19 protein-coding genes, 2 tRNA genes and 3 pseudogenes are annotated in these 21015 nt (G+C 44.0%); 12 read left to right on the top strand and 12 right to left on the bottom strand.

The genetic code is table 11. From position 1 onward, the window contains the following. The first annotated feature begins 87 nt into the window (after positions 1–87). A complete protein-coding gene (crtB, locus tag H6G40_RS13535) occupies positions 88–1020 on the top strand; it encodes a 15-cis-phytoene synthase CrtB (RefSeq protein WP_002755588.1) in 933 nt (310 codons plus the stop codon). A 63-nt stretch (positions 1021–1083) separates the two neighbouring features. On the opposite strand, the gene H6G40_RS13530 is transcribed toward crtB, so the two are convergent. Further along, entirely contained in the window at positions 1084–1560 is a 477-nt protein-coding gene (locus H6G40_RS13530) for a hypothetical protein (protein ID WP_002755589.1), read from the bottom strand. Between the two features lie 571 nt (positions 1561–2131). Between H6G40_RS13530 and H6G40_RS13525 the strand changes: the two genes are divergently transcribed. From H6G40_RS13525 to H6G40_RS13505, 5 genes are all read left to right on the top strand, one after another. Next, on the top strand, positions 2132–2836 hold the full coding sequence (locus H6G40_RS13525) for a phage tail tip lysozyme (RefSeq protein WP_069475105.1): 705 nt from the start codon (positions 2132–2134) through the stop codon (positions 2834–2836). A 168-nt stretch (positions 2837–3004) separates the two neighbouring features. Continuing rightward, the gene (locus H6G40_RS13520) at positions 3005–3427 is read left to right on the top strand and encodes a hypothetical protein (protein ID WP_002792669.1); all 423 of its coding nucleotides are present in this window, start codon (positions 3005–3007) and stop codon (positions 3425–3427) included. Between the two features lie 68 nt (positions 3428–3495). Continuing rightward, positions 3496–4287 carry a peptidoglycan recognition protein family protein gene (locus tag H6G40_RS13515; RefSeq protein ID WP_069475106.1) on the top strand — a complete coding sequence of 264 codons (792 nt, stop codon included), beginning with the start codon at positions 3496–3498 and terminating at the stop codon, positions 4285–4287. Between the two features lie 38 nt (positions 4288–4325). Beyond that, positions 4326–4886: a hypothetical protein gene (locus tag H6G40_RS13510; protein ID WP_016516133.1), complete on the top strand. Its 561-nt coding sequence runs from the start codon at positions 4326–4328 to the stop codon at positions 4884–4886. 243 nt (positions 4887–5129) lie between these two features. Then, entirely contained in the window at positions 5130–5372 is a 243-nt protein-coding gene (locus tag H6G40_RS13505; protein WP_002737723.1) for a hypothetical protein, read from the top strand. A 60-nt stretch (positions 5373–5432) separates the two neighbouring features. On the opposite strand, the gene H6G40_RS13500 is transcribed toward H6G40_RS13505, so the two are convergent. Both H6G40_RS13500 and H6G40_RS13495 read right to left on the bottom strand, forming a co-directional pair. After that, positions 5433–6125 (bottom strand): pirin family protein, encoded by a 693-nt coding sequence (locus H6G40_RS13500; protein ID WP_002737203.1) that lies wholly within the window; start codon positions 6123–6125, stop codon positions 5433–5435. A 505-nt stretch (positions 6126–6630) separates the two neighbouring features. After that, a pseudogene (locus tag H6G40_RS13495) lies at positions 6631–7274 on the bottom strand (Uma2 family endonuclease). On the opposite strand from H6G40_RS13495, the pseudogene H6G40_RS13490 reads away from it, so the two are divergent. Both H6G40_RS13490 and H6G40_RS13485 read left to right on the top strand, forming a co-directional pair. Then, positions 7273–7440 (top strand): annotated as a pseudogene (locus H6G40_RS13490) (enediyne biosynthesis protein UnbU); the annotation flags it as partial. The pseudogenes H6G40_RS13495 and H6G40_RS13490 sit on opposite strands and share 2 nt — an antisense overlap. Before the next feature lie 230 nt (positions 7441–7670). Further along, positions 7671–8258 (top strand): annotated as a pseudogene (locus H6G40_RS13485) (IS200/IS605 family accessory protein TnpB-related protein); the annotation flags it as partial. 206 nt (positions 8259–8464) lie between these two features. Here H6G40_RS13485 and H6G40_RS13480 read toward each other — a convergent pair. The 4 genes from H6G40_RS13480 to H6G40_RS13460 form a co-directional block, all read right to left on the bottom strand. Further along, a tRNA-Gly gene (locus H6G40_RS13480) sits at positions 8465–8536 on the bottom strand. Positions 8537–8546: 10 nt separating this feature from the next. Next, on the bottom strand, positions 8547–8669 hold the full coding sequence (locus tag H6G40_RS23715; RefSeq protein ID WP_002736703.1) for a hypothetical protein: 123 nt from the start codon (positions 8667–8669) through the stop codon (positions 8547–8549). Positions 8670–9131: 462 nt separating this feature from the next. Continuing rightward, a complete protein-coding gene (locus H6G40_RS13465) occupies positions 9132–9986 on the bottom strand; it encodes a prohibitin family protein (protein WP_002736027.1) in 855 nt (284 codons plus the stop codon). Positions 9987–9989: 3 nt separating this feature from the next. After that, complete coding sequence (locus tag H6G40_RS13460) at positions 9990–10463, bottom strand: EVE domain-containing protein (protein WP_069475107.1); 474 nt, start codon at positions 10461–10463, stop codon at positions 9990–9992. 320 nt (positions 10464–10783) lie between these two features. On the opposite strand from H6G40_RS13460, the gene H6G40_RS13455 reads away from it, so the two are divergent. After that, the gene (locus tag H6G40_RS13455) at positions 10784–12133 is read left to right on the top strand and encodes a sensor histidine kinase (protein ID WP_002736017.1); all 1350 of its coding nucleotides are present in this window, start codon (positions 10784–10786) and stop codon (positions 12131–12133) included. A 19-nt stretch (positions 12134–12152) separates the two neighbouring features. On the opposite strand, the gene H6G40_RS13450 is transcribed toward H6G40_RS13455, so the two are convergent. Further along, a tRNA-Glu gene (locus H6G40_RS13450) sits at positions 12153–12225 on the bottom strand. Between the two features lie 127 nt (positions 12226–12352). On the opposite strand from H6G40_RS13450, the gene H6G40_RS13445 reads away from it, so the two are divergent. Continuing rightward, a complete protein-coding gene (locus H6G40_RS13445) occupies positions 12353–13858 on the top strand; it encodes a hypothetical protein (RefSeq protein WP_190537812.1) in 1506 nt (501 codons plus the stop codon). Positions 13859–14310: 452 nt separating this feature from the next. Here H6G40_RS13445 and plsY read toward each other — a convergent pair whose 3' ends face one another. The 3 genes from plsY to H6G40_RS13430 form a co-directional block, all read right to left on the bottom strand. After that, entirely contained in the window at positions 14311–14994 is a 684-nt protein-coding gene (gene plsY, locus H6G40_RS13440) for a glycerol-3-phosphate 1-O-acyltransferase PlsY (RefSeq protein WP_002736324.1), read from the bottom strand. Between the two features lie 68 nt (positions 14995–15062). Beyond that, positions 15063–15758 (bottom strand): 3-oxoacyl-ACP reductase FabG, encoded by a 696-nt coding sequence (gene fabG, locus H6G40_RS13435; RefSeq protein ID WP_002735437.1) that lies wholly within the window; start codon positions 15756–15758, stop codon positions 15063–15065. 82 nt (positions 15759–15840) lie between these two features. Then, positions 15841–16866 carry a daunorubicin resistance protein DrrA family ABC transporter ATP-binding protein gene (locus H6G40_RS13430; protein ID WP_002736431.1) on the bottom strand — a complete coding sequence of 342 codons (1026 nt, stop codon included), beginning with the start codon at positions 16864–16866 and terminating at the stop codon, positions 15841–15843. 742 nt (positions 16867–17608) lie between these two features. On the opposite strand from H6G40_RS13430, the gene lpxD reads away from it, so the two are divergent. Beyond that, positions 17609–18640: a UDP-3-O-(3-hydroxymyristoyl)glucosamine N-acyltransferase gene (gene lpxD, locus H6G40_RS13425; protein ID WP_002736576.1), complete on the top strand. Its 1032-nt coding sequence runs from the start codon at positions 17609–17611 to the stop codon at positions 18638–18640. Positions 18641–19398: 758 nt separating this feature from the next. Next, positions 19399–20508 carry an amidohydrolase family protein gene (locus H6G40_RS13420; RefSeq protein ID WP_202950802.1) on the top strand — a complete coding sequence of 370 codons (1110 nt, stop codon included), beginning with the start codon at positions 19399–19401 and terminating at the stop codon, positions 20506–20508. Between the two features lie 114 nt (positions 20509–20622). On the opposite strand, the gene H6G40_RS13415 is transcribed toward H6G40_RS13420, so the two are convergent. Further along, the coding region (locus H6G40_RS13415) for a transposase (protein WP_190537810.1) at positions 20623–21015 on the bottom strand (393 nt) is incomplete at its 5' end.

Below are 21015 nucleotides of genomic sequence, written 5' to 3'. Positions count from 1 at the left end.
ATGACGAAAATGGCCTTGAGTGAGACAATGCTATATCATTAGCCACAGTTCGCCGTTAATCTAAGTCAATCATTCCGCCCCAGCAGAATGCTCCAATTGCCAAAACCGACCCACCCCACCAAACCCCTCGTCTCCCTTGCGGAGTCCTACGAACTCTGTCGCCGGATTACAGAGAAGTATTCCAAAACGTTTTATCTCGGTACTCTCCTGATGCCGAAAGCAAAACGTCAAGCGATCTGGGCAATTTATGTCTGGTGTCGTCGTACCGATGAACTGGTCGATGGTCCCCAAGCCCGGTTAACTACCCCTGAAACCCTCGATTTATGGGAAAAACAGCTAGAAACTGTCTTTTCTGGGGTTGCCCTTGAGGATGCCGATGTCGCTCTCGTGGATACTCTAGAAAAGTTCCCCATGGATATCCAACCCTTTCGGGATATGATCGCCGGGCAACAGATGGATCTCTATCGCAGTCGTTATCAAACCTTTGATGAACTAAAACTGTACTGCTATCGGGTGGCGGGAACGGTGGGGTTAATGTCCAGCGCGGTCTTAGGATTGGAAGATGGCGATCGCTCGGCCCCTTGGCGACGCAATCAAAGCGTTTATATTCCCCAAGAAGAAGCGATCGATCTCGGTATTGCCAATCAATTAACCAATATTTTGCGGGATGTGGGGGAAGATGTCCATCGTGGGCGGATTTATCTACCTTTAGAGGATTTAGAGCGTTTTAACTACAGCGAAGATGATTTACTCAAAGGGGTTAATGATGACCGTTGGAAGGGGTTAATGCGCTTCCAAATTGAGCGGGCCCGTTATTACTACGATTCCGCCGAAAGGGGGATTCGCGCCCTTAATCCCGATTCCCGTTGGCCGGTTTGGGCGGCTTTACTGCTTTATCAAGGCATTTTAGACGTAATTGAAGCAAATAATTACGATGTCTTCGCCCGTCGTGCCTTCGTGCCTTTAGCCAAGAAAATGCTCTATTTACCCGTGGCTTGGTTGCGATCGCAAGCCTTATAAAGATGCGACGGGTTTTGTCGCTTGGCGACTCCACCCATCGAGTCTTAACTAGGGTTGGCTTTTTCAGAGCGATTTAGGAGTCACCAACCAGAAAGGTCCGGTTTCCGTGCAGGGAACATCTCGATCGGTTTCGTAAACCACAAGGCCATCTTGCCGATCCAAAACCAGGGCTTCTCCTAGACGGACGTAGGATATAAATGGGCCGAGATAGCGGACAATAGGCTCATCGCTACAGGCTGGCAATACCCGATCGTTAAAATACTCGCACCCCACATCCTCGACGCTTTCATAGTAGCGGATGCTGAGATCATCGATCGCTTTCCCCGGAAAGCGGTCTTGGATAGCTGACCGGAGAAATTCTGGCAGCGGTCGATCGGGCGATAATAATGTGGCAGATTTCATGGCTTTTCCCCCTAAAACTAAAGGAAGCGGGAAACTCTGACAAATGCCTATCCTCTCGGAACTATTCGCTTCCGCTCCCCACCTGGTCAATTTTTTACTAGGGATGGGATCTGGCGCAGGGAGTCCCCTTGTATTCATTGTAACAAATTTCTCCGCAAAGGTTCAGGGCGATACGGTGAGAACAGTTTTTCTTGATTTTTCGTTACAAAGATTGACAAATTTATCCTTTTATTTTGGCGATAATAATAATGGCGTTGCTTAACCGAGGTATAAATACTATCGCTCTTGGAGGGAGTCTGGCAAAAGTCTTACAGTCTCTAAACTCTAGCTCTCTTATGGGGTAAGCCTTCAAGCTATCGCTAACTAACAGAAACCCGAAATTTGAGTTTTTATTAGAAAAAAAGTTAGCGATCACTTGTCAAGCAAGAGTTTCAGAATCTAGATTCGGTCAGGGATTTCCGAAAGTTCCAGAAGAGTGCTATAGCGGTTCTCACACCTGTGTGGCACAGCTAAACCTTTGCTGGGTAAGCTTTTCAACATCGATAATGTACCTCTTGCAAACAGGAAACGCTATAATTTGGCACATATCCACAAGTTAGCTTAGTCCGAGGTTTTAAAAATTGCCTAGAGGACAATTCATAGTTAAAATCGGCAACGCCTCCTCCCAATACTAATTTTCAATAATCTTTTCTTAAGGAGTTTATTTCTCATGACACATCAACATATCATTCTCAAACTCAATGATGGAATTTTCGATACTAAACCGGAAGTCGTTAACGAAGTCAAACGCCTGCAACAAACCCTAAAAGATTGGGGAACTTTAGCGGCAAACGAATCAATAGATGGAAAGTTTGGACCGAAAACTGACGAAGCCGTTAAGCGTTTTCAAGGGAAACACTCTCTCACACAGGATGGTATAGTGGGTCGAAATACCTGGGCGGCACTCTTGAAAGTGCCACTATCAGAAATAGATATTATCCCTCGCCCCAGTGGTGGCACAGGTCAGGGGAATTCACCATTTTCAGGAAATAAAGGGATAATTCACAATGAACTGATAAGTCATGGATTTTCTCCTGTACAATGTGCAGCAATTTTAGGGTGCTGGCAGCAAGAATCTTCGTTTAATCCACGCGCAGAGGAAGGCCTGCCACCAAAGGGATTAGGATTAGCTCAATGGAGTTTTGACCGACGGAAACTTGTACCTGCATTCACGAATAGTGTGGCTACTGACATTCACAATCAAGTCAATCTTTTCGTTCAGGAATTAAATACTACAGAAAAAAAAGCTGGACAGATTTTACGTTCTGCCACAACTCTAGCACAAGCAATGCAAGGAATGAAAGAGTATGAGCGATTCGGAATTGCGGGAAATCGCGAAAAGTTCGCAAAACAAATCTTAAAGGAACTCACATAGTCATCAGTAAGCGATGCTCGGTTTTTGAAGTTCTCTAGATTTGCTCTGCTGACAAAACTATAGGAGAGGGAAATAATAGTGTGTAGTTTACTAAGAAATTAACTCTAGTTCTAACAAAGTTATTATAATCATCTCCTGATAAGCGAAAAGTCAGACTATTACCATAATATGAAATTAACGTTCCCTGATGTGAAATCAACATTCCCTTTAACGGCAATTCTCATTTTTTTGAGTGTTCCGACCTTTTCCCTCAAATCACAAGCTGCACCTCCACCTACTAAAGTAGGACAGTGTAGCAACACTTTTGTTTCTAAGGTAATGACTAGATTACAAGATGCAGTTACCAAGAAACCGATCTTGGGTTCGGGAACATCAATTGAATTTACTAACGGAATCTATCTGGTTTCTTATGACACGGTTCCTGAAGCCGAATCTTCCAAGCCCAGAGATCCAGTAAAATTGTGTTTAATTTCAATTCCGAAAAACTGCCCTCCTGGTGACAATCGAGGAAAAGTTTATACCGTAACTAACCTCAGAACCAAAAAAACATTCACGCTCCCAGATTCTCAGCATAGTTGTGGAGGAGCATAAACAGGTTTATTTTTCAATCCTCTAAACTATTCTAATTTTAACTTACTCTAACTAAGGAGAACAAAAAAATGCCTTTTACTGCCAAAGTGATTACAACTAATGAATGGGGATCAAGACCAGCCGGTCCCTTTGATAAAACAGTGCCTAAATTTATCGTGATTCACCATACCGATAATCAGAATCCCCCTAACGATTCCTCAAAGGGAACAATAGATGGAGCTAAACAATTAGCTCGTGATATTCAAAAATTTCACATGGATAGTAGAGGCTGGAGTGATTCTGGACATAATTTTCTGAATACAACTGGAGGAATTCTTCTAGAAGGAAGACATGGAACTCTTGATGCAGTCAAACAAGGAATGTGCGTTCAATCTGCCCATGCTCGCCAAGACGGAAACCGACTTGCTGGCGGTAATAAGTGTCCTGGAATTGAAAATGAAGGCAACTTCATGACTTTTCACATGGGACAAAAACAGTGGGATAGTTTAGTAGAATTATGCGTTTCTTTATCTAGCTCTTGCAACATTAGCCCCAAGAATATTCGAGGACATCGAGAGTTTAGTAATACTGATTGTCCGGGGGATTGGTTATTTAGTCAATTACCTCGTTTACGACAGGAAGTTGCTAATAAATTAGGTAGCACAGTTGAAGAAGATGAACCCTTACTTAAACTAGGTTCAATTGGTCAAGATGTTATTGAACTTCAACAAAAACTAACAGATAAAGGCTTTTCTCCGGGGGCAATAGATGGAGATTTTGGAGAAAATACCAAGCAAGCTGTTATTGCCTTTCAACTTTCTGTTGGACTAACTGCTGATGGTATTGTTGGACCTCGTACTCGCAAAGCTTTAGGTTTATAGGCTTAATTTGATGTGTAATTAATTCTATCGAGGTACTTATGACTAGAAAATTTATCGCCTGTAAACAACAAGTCTTCAATCGTGGAGTACCCCCTGATTCGTTTCTGAATGAATTGATCGATTGGGCCAAGCAAGCTCCAGATGATATCTTCACGCCGAATGATAAACACGACATTTACTCCAACGTCAAACCAGAACTCGGACCTTGGCAAGGTGTCCTACACCGCAAGGCAGTCATGCTGGAGGTACTGAGGGTGCTTGGCGGCTTCGAGAGTTCATGGAACTGGAACGAAGGAAGGGACACGACGAATCCTGACTCCAACACCCCTTGCTCGGAAGAAGCTGGAATTTTTCAATGCTCAGGCGATTCGATGGATTTTGACCCTAGCTTGAAAAAGTTGCTCAAAGATACTTCTGGCAAGACGGATTGCGAGACGTTTATCAAAGTCTCGAAAAGCAACCACAAATTCGCTATCGAGTATTGCGCCAGACTTCTGCGGTTTACCGTCAACCATCACGGACCTGTAAAACGAAAGGAAATTAATCCTTGGTTGAAACGCAATGCGGTGGTGGAGTTTCAGGGTTTTCTATCTGATTGAATTTCTGTAAGGGGGTACTAACCCCCCTCAATTTCAAGCTGACGACAAGGAGACTACTCCATGAAAAATCGGCGTTGCTGAATCAAGGTATGAATGCCAACTGTGCAGGTTCCCGTGCAAAAGTTAGTTTGGCTCTAGGTTTTAAAAATACTAGAAAAGAAGATTCATATCTCAAATCAGCAACTCCAGAAGTGGTTTAGTAGTGCCGAATTCTCGTTCCCAATCATTTAGGAGGTAGGAAAGATGACAATTTATGTCACCCGCGAGGGAGATAAACTGGTGGCCGATTCCCCACTGGAATTGGTGGAAAAATTACAACAATGTCAGGGGAGAATGACGGAAACAAGACAGGAATTCATGACTCGGATGGCTGCACAGATGGTGGCCAGCCAAGGCGTTACTGTTCCTATCACCGATCCAGAGAATTTTATCGCCGAGCTAATCCATAACGATTTTCTCAGCGTGGTGGACAGTATTGATGGCTGAAAGTCGGCCGGGGAATTGACGGCAAAACTTCGCCCCTAGGGTTTCTAACACTCAACCCCACTACCCTAGGTCAAAAAGCAAAATTTCCGAGTCTTCTAGAGATTGAATAGCCAAAGAAGTTTCCTCGCTAATTGCCGCTCCATCCCCCGCTCGTAAATGCACGCCATTTAGAGTTATTTGCCCTCTAGCCACTTGTAACCAGCCATAACGACCGGAAGCTAAGGAATGAGTCAGGGACTGGCCTAGGGGCAGAATTCCTGCGTAGAGATTAACGTCTTGATCGACTTTAACCGCGTTACCGGCACCGGTGGGAGAGGCGATTAATTGTAGGGTATGGGGAGAAAATTCGATCGCTTTTTGTTCATAACTGGGTTCTAGATTTTTTTGGTCGGGAATAATCCAAATTTGCAGAAGATGGAGGGGATTAGTGGCAGAATGATTAAATTCACTGTGTTTTATCCCCGTTCCTGCGCTCATCCGTTGAATTTCACCGTGTCGAATCACGGAACCAGTGCCGAGACTGTCTTGGTGTTCTAGTTCTCCCGCCAAAACATAGGTTAAAATCTCCATATTCTGGTGTCCGTGGGTGTGAAATCCTTTTCCCCCAATCACTTTATCCTCATTAATAACTCTGAGACTCCTAAAATTAATCTGTTGGGGATCATAATATTGGGCAAAAGAAAAAGTATGATAGGTATCCAACCAACCATAGTTAGCGTGGCCTCTTTCCTCCGCTTGGCGTATAGTAATCATCAGTTTTCCTCTTTTTTATCTCTATATTCCTAGTATATGAAATCTTGCCAAAAATGAGCAGTAGGCACTTAAAATTCAGATAGTTACTTTAGCTGCTTTTTTAGCACCAAAAGCCTCCTATTGGGAGCTTAGGAAGAATGTAGTTACTTCTTAGAGCAGAGCAAATCATACTAAATCTGGTTATTAAAGACTGATTATTTATTACCCCTTTTGCCTGTTCTCATAAGTAGGCTATACACAACGGATTTAGTATCATCTCGAGAATTGGCAAATATAGCTCGATTTTTGTTTAAGCTGTACTGCATTAAATTGCGTATTGAATAATTTAGTACAAATGCTCAAATTTCTTCTCCCTGCTTCCTTTCCCCCTCTCCCTGGCAGTCTTAAAGAGTTATTTAGATAGTCAACAGCTTATGATTGCGGTAAAAAACCCTAACTATAGCATTTGGGCAGGTTACTTCATAAGTTGCAGTTCAGCTTGCTTGATCAAGATTTCAGGTCAAACTTAAACCAAATCTCGCCAATCTATCCCTAAATCTTGTAATTTTTGAGCCATCTTTTCCGCTACTTCTTCAGGGGTGGGAACGAGTTTACCTTCAGGGGTAAAAAGCGTAATTGGCTGTCATGAACCCCTAAAAATAATTCTAACTGTTGACTCCATAACCAACCCTGTTCATTCGCTGCAATTTCTTCGTATTTTCCTGCCATCAACTGAAACCCCTTAAATTCTAAACTGGTGGGATCAAACCAGAAATAGTTAGGAGTCCAGAAAGTTTCCTGATAAATTTCTTTCTTGAGACCTCGATCGGTTTCTGCCGTTGAATCAGACAAAATATCGATGATGACATGGGGATATTTGCCATCTTCTTCCCACACTACCCAACTTTTACGCGGTTTTCTTGCTACTCCCAAAACCACAAAAAAATCAGGACCCCTAAAATATTCTGATTTACGTTGATTGGGACTGTAATAAATAGTCAGATTACCAAAAGCATAGAAATCTTGGCGGTCTTTCCATAATAACTCTAGTGATTGGATCAAAAGCATCAATTGACGCAGATGTAACTCTGTTTCCATAGGGGATTCATCACTCAGTAAATCACTTTTGGGAAAGATAATTTTCTTTAACTCATCTTCAACAATAACCATGACAACCACTCAATTATTTAACCTTCCCTATTTTAGCTCTTCAGTAGAACGTTCTACTGTTTCCTATCAACCTAATCGTTTAGCAGGATTACGACGCTTTGCCATAGCGATTACCTTTCTCAATATTTTAGGTCATACCGGCCTTGGATTTGAACAATCTTCGGCCTGACAGGGGGACAAGAAGGCTGAAATCCATATATCGTAAGCTTTTCATGGTTTTAGCTCGAAAAAGTTTGCCGCACCATCTCTCACTTATTAATAATAATTCCTAGTAAGCTCGCTCCTATCCCTAGTTCTTTCGTTAGCTTTTTGCCTAGAATCGCTAGATCTATTTCTAGTGAGAGAAGCCAGAAGCCTTTGTTAGCAAGTTTTCTAGCTCGCTTGTCCCCCTGTCAGTTAAAAAGCCTGAATCAATTTTATAACCAACGTCGGGCTAAGTTACAATCTCTGTTAAAAGGCAATCTTCAAAGTTCCCAGAGGATTCGCCGTTTAACTCGCTGTCGTAATCAGAAAGTAGATGATTATCTTCATCAGGCTAGTCGTTATTTAGTCAATCTCTTAGTTGACCAAGAGATAACAACTTTAGTAATTGGGAAAAATGACGGTTGGAAACAAGAATTGAACTTAGGAAAAGTCAACAATCAAAAATTTGTGACCATTCCTCATGCTCGATTAATTGAGATGATTAGTTATAAATGTCAATTAGTAGGAATCTCTGTGATTATTCAAGAAGAATCCTATACCTCCGTTGCTAATTTTTTGAATTTAGAGCTGCTACCAGTGTATGGACAAACAACTGAAAAGCCAGTGTTTTCAGGAAACTGAATTTCGCGAGGGTTATATCGTACAGATAAGGGGATTCTGGTTCAATCTGATGTCATGGGTTCCTACAACATTTTGCGAAAAGCATTCCCAAATGCGTTTAACCGCTATGGGATAGAGAGGTGCGTAGTTCACCCAAGGAGAATTAATCTCTCGAAGTAAAAGTGAAGGGAATTTCTGAAATGGAATTCAGTCTGTCTATATTTGACTATACTTTTACTAACTATAGTTACTTTAACAAAATAGTCCTAAAAGTCTTTCCCAGTAAACATTTCACGATTCCATAGGCAAAAATTATCACAAAAAGTCGAGAAGATCCAAACTTTTTCAGCAAACCCTAATTAGTTGTCGTAACAATTGTCGTCAGAAGCGGGTAACGCGACTCGAACGCGCGACATTCACCTTGGGAAGGTGACGTTCTACCACTGAACTATACCCGCAAAACTATTCCTAATCATAGCATTGACACCCCGACGAGAGCAACTGCTCTAGGCTGTTTTTCATCATCGCGCCGGTTTGTCCAGAAACGCTAAACTGTAAAGCTTCCCGATAGACTCGCCGCCGGATGATCAAGAATATTCACCGTCCCACCAGAAGACTCGACTTCCCCTTTGACAAAAGACCATAACCTCTGCTGTAGGAGGGGTTAAGACAATTTCTGATGCTCCGTTACTGGGTACCAATCAACGCCTTCTGTTGCGGAGAAGTCGGTCGAGTTATCTTAGAAAAACGATAACTTCCCTCTCTAATCGCACATTCTACCATATTCAGGTAAATCGTCTCTAAGTCCCCCAATAAAGTCCGAAAACTATTTCTAGGGATCTTCCCTTGATTCTGTTCTTTTCTCTGTTTAGATTGCACCGATTCACTGCGCCTCGGTTTAATCACATTCAGGGAACTATCATCAATTTATTCATCCTCAAATAGTCAAGGAGCTAGAGATTGTTTTCAATGCCATTTGTCGATAATATCACCGGGTAATTTTGAGAAGTTGGCAAGGTTTCTTTTAAAATGCCTCTGAGCTTGGACAGGAATTTAGGGGGTATTTTCTGACAAAGAATCACTATAATTAAATAAAAATGGTACGCTATTTTTTCCCGATCCATCCATGACTAAAACCCGGGGCATTTGCGCTCCACCTTCGCGCCAAGCTTCGATCGCTTCTTTCTGTAAAACTAATCCTCCTCCCTGTTCTTTTAAAGTTTCTGCTAATAGTCTTTGTGCCTCAGCTTTCCCTTTAGCGCGATTAACTTCTGCTTGGGCCTGTTGTTCCGCTTCTTGGGTGATATAAACGGCTCTTTGGGCGCGTTGTTCTGCGATTTGTTTATCTTCGACAGCCCGGGCAAATTCCGGAGAAAAATTCAAATCTACCACACTGGTATCTAAAACTAGAATACCATACTTTTCTAACCGAGTCGATAGGGCATTATCAAAGTCTTCTTTTAACTCACTGCGTCGAGTAATTGCTTCCTCTACGGTTCTTTTAGCGGCGGCAATTTTAAAGGATTCTTGGGTTTGAGGGGCGATAATTTTAGCGACAATATTTTGCAGCGTGCCTTGGGTTCTTCTAATCGCCACTACCTGCGTCGGATCGAGACGAAAATTAATCGCAAAACTAGCAGATAAATCCTGTAAATCTTTAGTGGAACTTTGGGCGGGAACTTCAAATTTTTGCACCGTAAGATCGTAGATATCGACACTAGAGACAAAGGGAGGTTTAAAGTGCAATCCCTCCAATAAAACCCCGTCCTTAGCCTTTCCTAAAACACTTAAAACCCCCGCTTGTCCGGGAGTGATAATCACATAGGCATTAAAGGCCGCTAAAATTACAATAGCAGCTAATAATCCCCCGATCAGGGAAAGTAAATTAATAGCATCTTTTTGGTTCATAGTTTATACTCCTTGACGAGGGACTAAAGCGAGAATTTTTGTGGCGATCACTTGATTGACAGGCATCACTGACAGACGATTTCCTGTCCTTACTAATAATAATTCATCGGCGGTAAAATTTTGTTTTAAAATTCCTAGGGGCAGCATTTGGGGAAAAAGGCGATCAAACTCAACTTTAACCGTCCACCAGCGTGGGGAATCTGGAGAGGATTTGGGATCATAGTAGGGACTATCGCGATCGAATTGTGTGGGATCGATCATATCGGTTTCCACTACGCGCATCAAGCCGACAATCGCCGGCGGGGTGGTATTAGAATGGTAAAAAAAGGCTAAATCTCCCCGCTTCATCTGACGGAGAAAATTGCGGGCCTGATAATTTCGCACTCCTTCCCAAATAGTTTGACCGTCTTTTTTTAAATCCCCGATACTATAGACATTGGGTTCCGATTTCATTAACCAGTAATTTAAATTCATCATTTATAGTTGTTATTAATTCAAATAAGCTCAAAAATATTTTTAGCCGTTCCTGTCAGCCTTGTTGCCATAGGGTTAAATATAATTCACTTTGGCTACTTTTGTAGTTCTACTCAAACAATTATTGAGAAGAATGTATCTAAAAATACTTTTGTTAGCGGCAATTTTTAAGGACTATGAGCCTTCAAGTCTAGCTATTCTTGGCAACCGTCAGTTTTTCCCTATAGCTAAAAATAACTTATTCTCCACTATTAAATCGCTCAAATAAGCTGTAAAATAGGATACATTGCCCTAAAAATCTCTAGCCAATAAATAGATTATCGGTGTTCCAAGCCACTCGCCGCCGTTTAGCCTTATGGTACACTGTTGTCACTGCCATACTACTGCTTTTTCTCGCTACGGGAATGTATTTTTATGTGCGGCATACCCTAGTGGATCGCATTGATGATACCCTCAAACACATCATTGAGGTGGTAAATCGTTCCCTCGTGATCGAATCGATTCCCCCGAACCAAGGACGTTATCGCGTCGATCCCCTCGCAAGTTTTCCCAGTCAGGGTAAATCCGTGGAGGACGATCATATAGATTTGGAATGGTTCGATCCCCAAGGTAATCTAGTTTGGTCAACTCTGCCCGAATCCTTAGATATTCCCCTCCATCCCCACCGTCAGGGGGAAACTATTCGCTTATCCGATGATCGTCTGCTGCGACAAATAACCGAAAGGGTGGAAATCGATCATTATGTTTTGGGATATCTGCGGGTAAGTCATCCTTGGTTTGAGGTGACAAAACCAATTAGACAGCTATTATTGGATTTAATCGTCGGAATTTGCCTGATGATTGCCAGTGTCGCCGGGATTGGTTGGTTTTTGTCCGGTTTAGCCATTCAACCGGTAAAAGAGTCCTATCAGAGTTTAAAACAATTTACCGCCGATGCTTCCCATGAATTACGCAATCCGATCGCCACTATCCAAACTAACGTGCAAATGGCGATCGCTTATCCCCAAACTGGCGATCAACGCTTGCAGGTGATCGAGCGTTTAACGGAAAGATTGGGCAATTTAGTCAATGATCTGCTTTTTTTAGCCCGTTCTGATAGTGGCATCGTCCAACCGATCGAGCAAGCTGTACCTTTGGATGCTTTATTGATGGAAGTGGTGGAAGAACAGCGTTTAATCGCCGATAAGCAGGGAATTTGCCTCTCTTTGTCGATTGTGGAACCGAACCAAGAGGATTTTTCCTACAGCGATGAAATGTTTACTATGGAGGGAGATTGGGATCAATTGGCTCGTTTATTCACAAATTTAATTTCTAATGCCCTAAAACACGCTTTTTTGCCCGAATCTGAGCCTAAAAATGTGGCAGTGGAATTGGAAAAAAGTAAACGCGATCGACAATCGGTGTTACTGGTGCGCGTCAAAGATAACGGAATCGGGATTCCCGAGGCTGCTTTGTCCCATATTTTCAATCGCTTTTATCGTCTCGATCCCGCACGGCAAAATTCCGCCACTTCCGGGGGAACAGGATTAGGATTAGCGATCGCTTTAGCGATTACCCTCAGTCATCATGGACAAATTAGCGTCGAAAGTCAGATCGATCGAGGAACAATTTTCACCGTCACCCTACCGAAAAGCCATCAACGGGAGAAAAAAACCGAAAAGTCAGAAGCTTGACACTTCTGACTTTTTTGCATACCCCCAAGGGAATTCGAATCCCTGTCGCCTCCGTGAAAGGGAGGTGTCCTAGGCCACTAGACGATGGGGGCTTGGATTTCAGACCTTTTTAAATATAACAATAATCTTTCCTAGAGTCAAGGGTTTTAGCAAAAAATTTTTTTATCCCGCCCTTGCACAATAGGATAGTCTAAATGAAGATGTTATCGCCCAAAATCCATGGCTGCCGATCCCTATAAAAGCCGACTGTTCAACCTGATCAACCGTCGCTTGATCCGTCTGAAAGATAACCTCGGCCGCGTTTCCCGTCGCGGTCAAAATGCGATCGCTCTTGCCCTGCAAATAGCCATCTATCCCGTCTATTTACTGATACAATCGCTGCGGGTGACGGCTAATCAATTGGGGAACAGTCTCCAGAAACAATTATCACCCCCCGGCAAAGAGGGGACGGATGCGATCGCGGAATTTCTACAGAGCTTATCTGACCAAGAAACGGCATTTATTGGCATAGCAGCCGATTTAGAGGATCAAGCTTTAGTTTTCGTCACTAACGATCACCAGACTGTTAAAATCACCGATAATCAAACCCAAAGACAAATAGAAAAACAAATTAGGACGGCACTGGCTAACTACGCCCTCGAAAAACGGAGAATTAAGCGATTAAATCCTCAATATCCGCCTTTATTACCAAATTTTACCGATAAAAATTCTGTCTTGCCTCCGATACGTTGGTTTTGGAACCTACTACGCTGGGAACAACAGGGACAAATCGCGATCGCGATAAATCTATTCCAAGAATCCCATCTCGTCAAAACCCCGACACCACCCTCCTTACCACTGCCTAATTTAAATTCCCAAGCGATTTTAGAAGTTATTGACGAAAAATTAGCAATTTTCGAGGCTAAATTTCTCGCTATCTCCCCCGCAATCCCCAGCAGTGTTAGCCACACCTCTAACCTACCTTCCGATCTCGTTAACCAGTCCCCGAATCTGGAGAAAAATTCCTCCTATCTCTGGCGACTTTATTGGTTAATTTATGCGGCGATCGAGCATTTCTGGGCAAAAGAGAAGAATAATTTAGAATATAGTGCTGATTCCCCCGCTTTATCGGCAAAATATCCCCTAAGTCTTCCTAATTCTCTGCTGATCACCTTCAAGCAACGTCTCCAGGATTGGCTAGAAAAACAAACCCAAGCGGATCCCTTCACGATCGGCAAACTCATCCAAGCGGCGATCGATCACTTCTTTTCCTCTCGCCAATCCCTGACATTTTCCGCCGTCAGCGAGCAAAATTGGCTAGAATCCGCCGATATATTGGCTATTTCCCCCCAAGACTCCGAAAAACCCCGCCTTAACCCCGCTAATTCCCTTCGCCAGTCCCCAGACACACCAGCCGAGCCTGATACCACAAAAAAAGCTTTTAGTCAAGAAAAACAAAATAAATCTTTACAAAAAATCCCCCCGGCCGCCGCTGAAATTACTGCCAGAGAATCTCCCCCCGCCACCCAATTAGATCCCCGCTATGCTAAGGAGATAATTCAACCAATTAACGAGGAATGGTTAGAAACCGAATCAACCCCCGTCGGCTACGTTAAACACCCCTTAGAACGGATTTTAGAGGGATTAGATGCGATCATTTTATGGGTAGAGGAATTGGTTATTAAAATTTGGCGTTGGTTGCGGTATGATCGACGCATTTCTAAATTACTCAAACGCAAACGCTAAATCGATCGAGCGATTTTGGGTATAGTTGATCGGGTAGTCTTTGTGTTGTGAGAAACTTGAGACTATCTTTAGGGACTTACACCAATTTTCTAAACTAGCGGCAGAGATGGCTAGTTAAAAAAGGCACTCAACTGACCGATATTATCCTATGGGAATGCACCACCGTTTTATTGCTTTTGATAGTCCCTTCGATTAGTCCCAAACCCTATCAAACACCGAAACCAACTTTAAAGTAACCAGAAAACTAGGCTTAGGAAAACAATAATTAAGGGTGATGCTAAATCCGGTTATTTAAAGAATTATTTATTGCTTCTATTGCCTATTGCCTGTCCTGATATGTAGCCTATACTCAACAGATTTAGTACCAGTTATCTTAAGGGTGAGTTAGGAAGTCTCTGGTTTTAGGGAACGGGAAACATGAGCCAGTCGTCTAGAGACGATAGGAAATTAGGTTACACTTCATCTGTAGAAGAAACGCTGTAACCTAATTCCGATGATGGCTGTACTTTCTGACCTATTTTCGGTTCTGTGCCTGCCAACAATCTTTTAATATTACCCTGATGACGAACAATCACATAGATTCCCCCCATCAAACTAAATAAAATATAGGGGAGAGGTTGACCCAAAACAATCATTAAAATATTGACCACCAGCGCCCCAATAATTGAACCTAAAGAAACAATCCGGAAAAGTGCCAGAATAACTAAAAAACTCGCCAAAGTTCCGCAAGCCACTAGGGGATTCATCACTAATAAAACCCCTAAACTGGTGGCGACGGATTTACCACCACTAAAATTCAAGAAAATCGATTTACTATGACCGATGATTGCTCCCAATGCTGCCCCGATAATTAACCAATAATACCAACTTTCTGGGAGAAGATTGACATCAATAAAATATAGTCCTCGTGCCAGGGCTACCGCCGCCATTCCTTTTAACATATCAATTAATAACACCGTCGCCCCGGCAGTTTTTCCCAGAGTTCTCAACACATTGGTGGCCCCGGTGGAACCGGAACCATAGTCACGAATATCGATACCTTTGCTGTATTTACCGATTAAATAACCCGTGGGAATTGAACCGAGCAGATAGGATAAAAGTAAGATAGTAACACTGATAAGAATCGGAATAAGCATAAATTAAACCCAATTTTTAGCAAGAGCGAGCGCCGTCATCAGTGTATCAGCCCGAAGACAAAAAACACTCACAGGGAACCATAGACGGGAATTGCCGCCCCGCGCAAGTCTTTCGCCCCTTCCCCCGCTAGAAAACAGATCACCTCGGCTAGAGATTGGGGACTTACCCAGTCCTTGGCCTTTGCCTCTCCCATCGCTTCCCGGTTGCTCGGAGTATCGATAACACTTGGTAAAACCACGTTAGCGGTAATATTAGTCTGTTTGGTTTCTTCTGCGATCGCTTGGGTTAAAGCCACTACCGCCGCTTTCGAGGCACAATAGGCGGCCAAATTTGCCCCCGGTTGTACGGCACCACGAGAACCGATAGTGACGATACGACCATAATTATGAAGTTTCATCGAGCGCAAACAGTGTTTACACAGTAAAAAAGTGCTATGGAGGTTTAAATCAAACATTTTTAGCCAATCTTCATAGCTAAACTCCTCCGTCGCCCCCATGGTAAAACCCCCGACTAGATGAATTAAAACATCGACCCGACCGAGATCATCAATTAATCTAGCCACGGCAGTTTCTTGGGTTAAATCCACCCTGACAAAGCGAATACGCTCAAATTCCGCCGCACTCAGCCGAGATTTCAGACGAGCTACCTCCCTTTCCTCCCGATAGGTCATGGTTAGATGACCGCCATGGTGTAAAACCGCCGGAGTGACTCCTAAACCCAGTCCTCCCGTACCGCCGGTCAGCAATACCCGTTTATCTTTCATATTGATGGATAGATAGTCGATCTGTCCAATTATAGATGATTTAACGGGACAATTGGGCAATATTACTGCCTTTCTCGCCGGTCTAGGATTCCTTCATCGCTTGTTTTTTCTCCGCCTTCAGGTCGCGACTGCTGGCGGCGGCAATTTCCGCATCCATCAGGGTGCGTCCGGTAGCTGCTAGATAGACATCATCGAGACTAGGACGGGATTGGGCCATGCTAAACACGGGTAATCCCGATTCGGCTAGGGTTTGTTCAATTTTGCTTAAAGGATTGCTATTGGCCGTGACGATGAGATTCAGGGAGTTACCCTGGGCGGTATTAACGATTACTTCTTCGACAAAAGGCAGACGGGATAATAATTCTTTCGCTTGGAAAGCTTCTTCCTCTGGGGAAAATTCCCGCACTTTCAGGGTAATGCGATCGCCACCCAGTTGCTCCTTCAGTTGTGAGGGGGTACCGCGAGCGATGACGATACCATTGTCGATAATTGCCAAGTTATCGGCCAAAGCGTCGATTTCTTCGAGATAATGGCTGGTAATTAATACACTGGTTCCGGCCGCCCGCAATTGTCGCAGAAAATCCCAGACAATCAAACGACTTTCGATATCGAGTCCCACAGTCGGTTCATCCAGCACCAAAACCTCCGGCTGATGCAGTAATCCCGCAGCTAAATCCAGCCGTTTTTTGATGCCGCCGGAATAGGTTCCTGTTTTTTTGTCGGCGTATTCCTCTAATCCTAAAAGATTTATTAATTCTTTGATGCGCTCTCTTGACTTTTGAGCGGGAATGTGATAGAGAGCCGCTTGTAGTTGCAACAGTTCCCGGCCGGTGAGCATTTTATCGAGGGCGACTTCTTGGGCAACGTAACCCAGGCGTTTACGGGCGGATTTGGGGTTATTCAGGGCATCGACACCCCCCACCTCGATTTTGCCGCCATCGGGTTTAGCAAGGGTGCAAAGACAGCGAATCGTGGTGGTTTTCCCCGCACCATTGGGACCGAGTAAACCGAAGATTTCTGCCGCTGCCACGGTAAAGGAGATATCTTTAACCGCTGCTGTCTGACCGTAGGATTTTTTTAAGTTTTTGATCGCCACCGCAAGGGTCATAAGCTGATTTTCGCCCACTTGAGCGAGACAATTTTTTTGTTAACTTTCTCGGTCTATTTTAACCCAGATTCCCCACTTGAAAATCTGGTATTGTAGATTTGATCTGCTCACTGCGCTCTCTGCGGCGGTAATGACTGGCAGCTCAAAGGTTGAGAAGGTGGCACTCGTTGGCAATCCCCACTGATTGCCGATTGTTGGGCCAGGGTTTCCAGTTTAGTCTCAACGACAAAGCCTAAAAGATAGCGATTCGCTGCGTCTTTAATTGCCGTGACCGATCAAGGTTCCGAAGAAATCAACAAAAGCCGTCGTGAAACTACGGGGTTTTTAAGCTGATTTTTCTCTAGCTTCTCCTTTTTAGCGAAGTTTATTGTCTCTCGAGTGGGAAAATATTCAGCCAGTTTTAAGCTGGTATATCTTAGCCTTTCTTGGGGAGAGTCAGTAATTTTTCCCCTAAATTTTCCAACAGTTGCCTAACCATCAACTCCGATCACCTTAATACTGTTCGGGTCAATTTTATTAACTCGATCAAGTATTAAAAAGTCAACTCAATCAGTTTTGGAGAGAGCAAACTTATCTGAAAAACTGCTCTAGATCGATGTCGGCTTTGTTGAAATGGAAAACAGGAATTATTCCCTAAAAAACTGGCAACTTTTTTGACTATAATAACGACAAGATTATCGGTATAGTTTTAGACTCTTAGACCATCCTATCATCAGCCCTATCTAGATCGCAATATATATTTATGAAATTTAGTGAAATTGCCCAAAAATTAAGCCCTTTAGTCTCTGCTCACAGTTTAACTGCCTATCCCGACAGAAATCCCCAAATTAAAGCCATAACTCCCATCGAAACCGCCCTAGTCGATACGATTAGCTATATCGAAGGGGGAAAATTTGCTTCCTTTGTCGCCAAAACTGAGGCTACTGCCCTAATTCTGCCCCTGGATGCCAATTTACAACAACAGGCCGACGAACGCGGTATCGTTTGGTTAGCTAGTGCCAATCCCCGACTTTTATTCGCCCACGCCATCAAATTATTCTATCAACCCTTTCAGCCCCAACCCTACATTCACGCCACCGCCGTGGTGCATCCATCGGCTAAAATCGGCCATAAAGTTGCCATTGGGGCCCATGCTGTGGTAGAAGCGAATGTCATCCTCGGTGATGGGGTGTGCATTCATCCTAACGCCGTTGTTTACCCCGGGGTACATATTGGCGATCGCACAACTCTCCACGCTAACTGTACCATTCACGAACGGGTACAAATCGGCAATGATTGCGTTATCCACAGTGGCGCTGTTATCGGTGCGGAGGGCTTCGGTTTTGTGCCGGTTCCCGAAGGCTGGTTTAAGATGGAACAATCGGGTATCGTGGTCTTAGAAGATGGCGTAGAAATTGGCTGTAATAGCGCCGTGGATCGTCCGGCAGTGGGAGAAACCCGCATCGGTAGCCAGACTAAGATCGATAATCTCGTCCATATTGCCCATAATTGCCAAATTGGCCAAGCTTGCGCCCTAGCAGGACAGGTAGGCATGGCAGGAGGCGTAAAATTGGGCAATCGGGTTATTTTAGCAGGACAGGTGGGCATTGCCAATCAAGCAGCGATCGGGGACGGTGCGATCGCAACTGCCCAAACTGGCATTCACAACGATATTGGGGCAGGAGAAGTGGTTTCTGGCTCTCCTGCTATGCCTCATAAACTATTCCTCAAGGCAGCAGCCGCTTACAAGCGTTTACCCGAAATCTATCAAGCGGTTAAGCAGTTGAAAAAATAGTCCTATTCGGGAGTCAGGAGACAGGAGATTATTTTTATTTATTCTCCCTTCTCCCCACTTCCCCACTTCCCCACACCCCACACCCTACACCCCCATCCTGACAGGTGTAGGTTTATTACAAAGAGGTGAGCAGTCACACACTCAAGGAGAGAAAATCAAGCGTTGTCAGATAAAGGGCGTTGTCAAATTGAAAGATGATCCGAATCAGCTTGGAACTCAAATTACTTTGATAGCAAGGATTGCATTGCATCTTTCATATTCTGATCTGACAACGCCGAACTTTTTGACCAATTTTAAAAAACTTGCGTTTTTTGGATTATCCCAGCACATAGGAACAGTTACTATGAGTTAGTGCAAATAAATTAACCCCGTGTGCAACTATATTTTTAGTCTTGATTTACAAGGCTTTCAGAAATCAGCAGAGATAAAGTATCCTCTGGAACCCTGATTCTGTCGTTTTTAGCTGCACATCGCGTTACCTAAGAAAGTTGACAAAGATCGTACTTTGTGCTAACCGTCGAAATCTGGAGAGAAAAGTCGATTTTTCGTTCCGATCGACCGGTTTACCGGGGGGAGCGCCGAACTACGCGCATCTCTGGTATCGTGTCAATTCCTTGATCGGAATCGTTACAACCGTAGTTTAGAGAAACTTTTGGAGCGAATATATGCGAAGAGTTAAACGGAGAGTGAGTTTCCAGGTAATAGACGCGGACAGTCATATCGTTTTGCCGAACGATGATAGTTGGTGGCGAGAAACGATGCCGAAAAAGTACGCGGACTGGATGCCCGGTTATGAAAATTCACAACTCCATGCGGAAGGTAGGATCATCGAACAACCTTCCGCGACCTTTCACGGCCAGCCAACCGCCGCCGCGTGGTTCGGGAAAACCCAAGGCGCTACCTATACACCTGGAAGCTGGCAAAAAGATGACCCAGCCGCGATCACCGTGTTGGAAGCGCTCAAAAAAGGGGGACTGAATCCGGCCGATCGATTGACGGCGATGGACTCCGAAGGCATCGATATCACCTATATTTTTCCCTCCAAAGTGCTCGGTTTATTACCGGCGCTCCGAAGTTCCGCTTTCGCGCTGGAAGTGACCCGTTCTTATAACAATTGGATAGCGGATTATTGTGCCGATAGCGAGGGTCGTCTCAATCCGATCGCCATCCTTCCCCAACAGGATTTGATTCTGGCGGTTGAAGAGGCCGAACGAGTTCGGAACAAAGGTTTCTCGGCGGTGATGTTGCGACCGAATACGGTGGGCGGTCTTAATGTAGATCATCCCAATTATGAAAGATTGTGGTCTGTCTGTCAGGAGGCTGGAATCGCCGTCATGTTTCATGAAGGCTACGGCGTGGCCAACATTCCCCGAATCGGCGTGGAACGAATTCACAACACCATGCAGGGACACATGATCAGTCATCCTTTCGAGCAGATGATGGCGGTCCTGTTATTAATAACCGGCGGTGTGATGGAGCGTTTTCCGCGTCTTCGTTTCGGGTTTATGGAAAGTGGGGCTAGTTGGGCGCCCTTTTGGTTTAATCGCATGGACGGTCACGCGGAATTTTTCGCGAAAGATCACGCTCTATTACCGGAAAAACCCAGCACCTATTTCAAGCGGCAATGTTTCCTCGGTGTTGACGCGGACGATCCGCTTCTGCCGACCCTGATCGACGCGGGTTTCGAGGACACGCTCTTATTCGCCAGCGATTTTCCCCATTTCGACGCGCCCTTTCCAGGTGCCGTTGATTTAATGATTGATCGGATCGATATTACCGACAGCGTGAAGAGAAAGATCCTCTACGAAAATGGCGCGCGGCTCTACGGAATTCCCGCGAACGCCCCGCGAATTCCGGTCGCGTACTAGGCATTTCGTTTGTCCGATGGAGGGGCGCGAGGTGGGCCGTGAATCGGTCGAACCGTTGGCGCTCATCCTAGGAATAAAAAATAATCGAGGCTCTTCGTTACCCTTTATGCTAAATCAACAGACAAGATGCCAAGACAACATACTTCTAACCCAAAAATTCCGAAAGTTTCTAAAGCCATAGCCTCTCCGTTTTATTAGTTTAAGTTTATTGTTGATTCCCTCGACCACCCCATTAGTTGTCCTTCGCTCGAAATAACTAATGATTTCTCCAAACCAGTTTCGGATTGTTTGACAACTCTTGGTAAAAACACTGGAGGATTTTGCCAACCAGTCCGAGATGGATAGCAGTCCTTCTGTCGGATTCTCTGAGGTTTCATAAATCTTTCTAAATTCTTCCTTTAACTCGTGCATCTTTTTCAAATTTGGGAAATTTTCTTTGATAGCTTCTAGTTTGATTTTTTGGGTTTCCGTTAAATCTTTTTCATTTTTTAACAAGCTATATTTACT

Source organism: Microcystis viridis FACHB-1342, from assembly GCF_014698335.1.
Taxonomy (GTDB): Bacteria; Cyanobacteriota; Cyanobacteriia; order Cyanobacteriales; family Microcystaceae; genus Microcystis; species Microcystis ichthyoblabe_A.
Note: the sequence above shows the minus strand (reverse complement) of the source record. Positions and strands in the feature narration are given on the sequence as shown.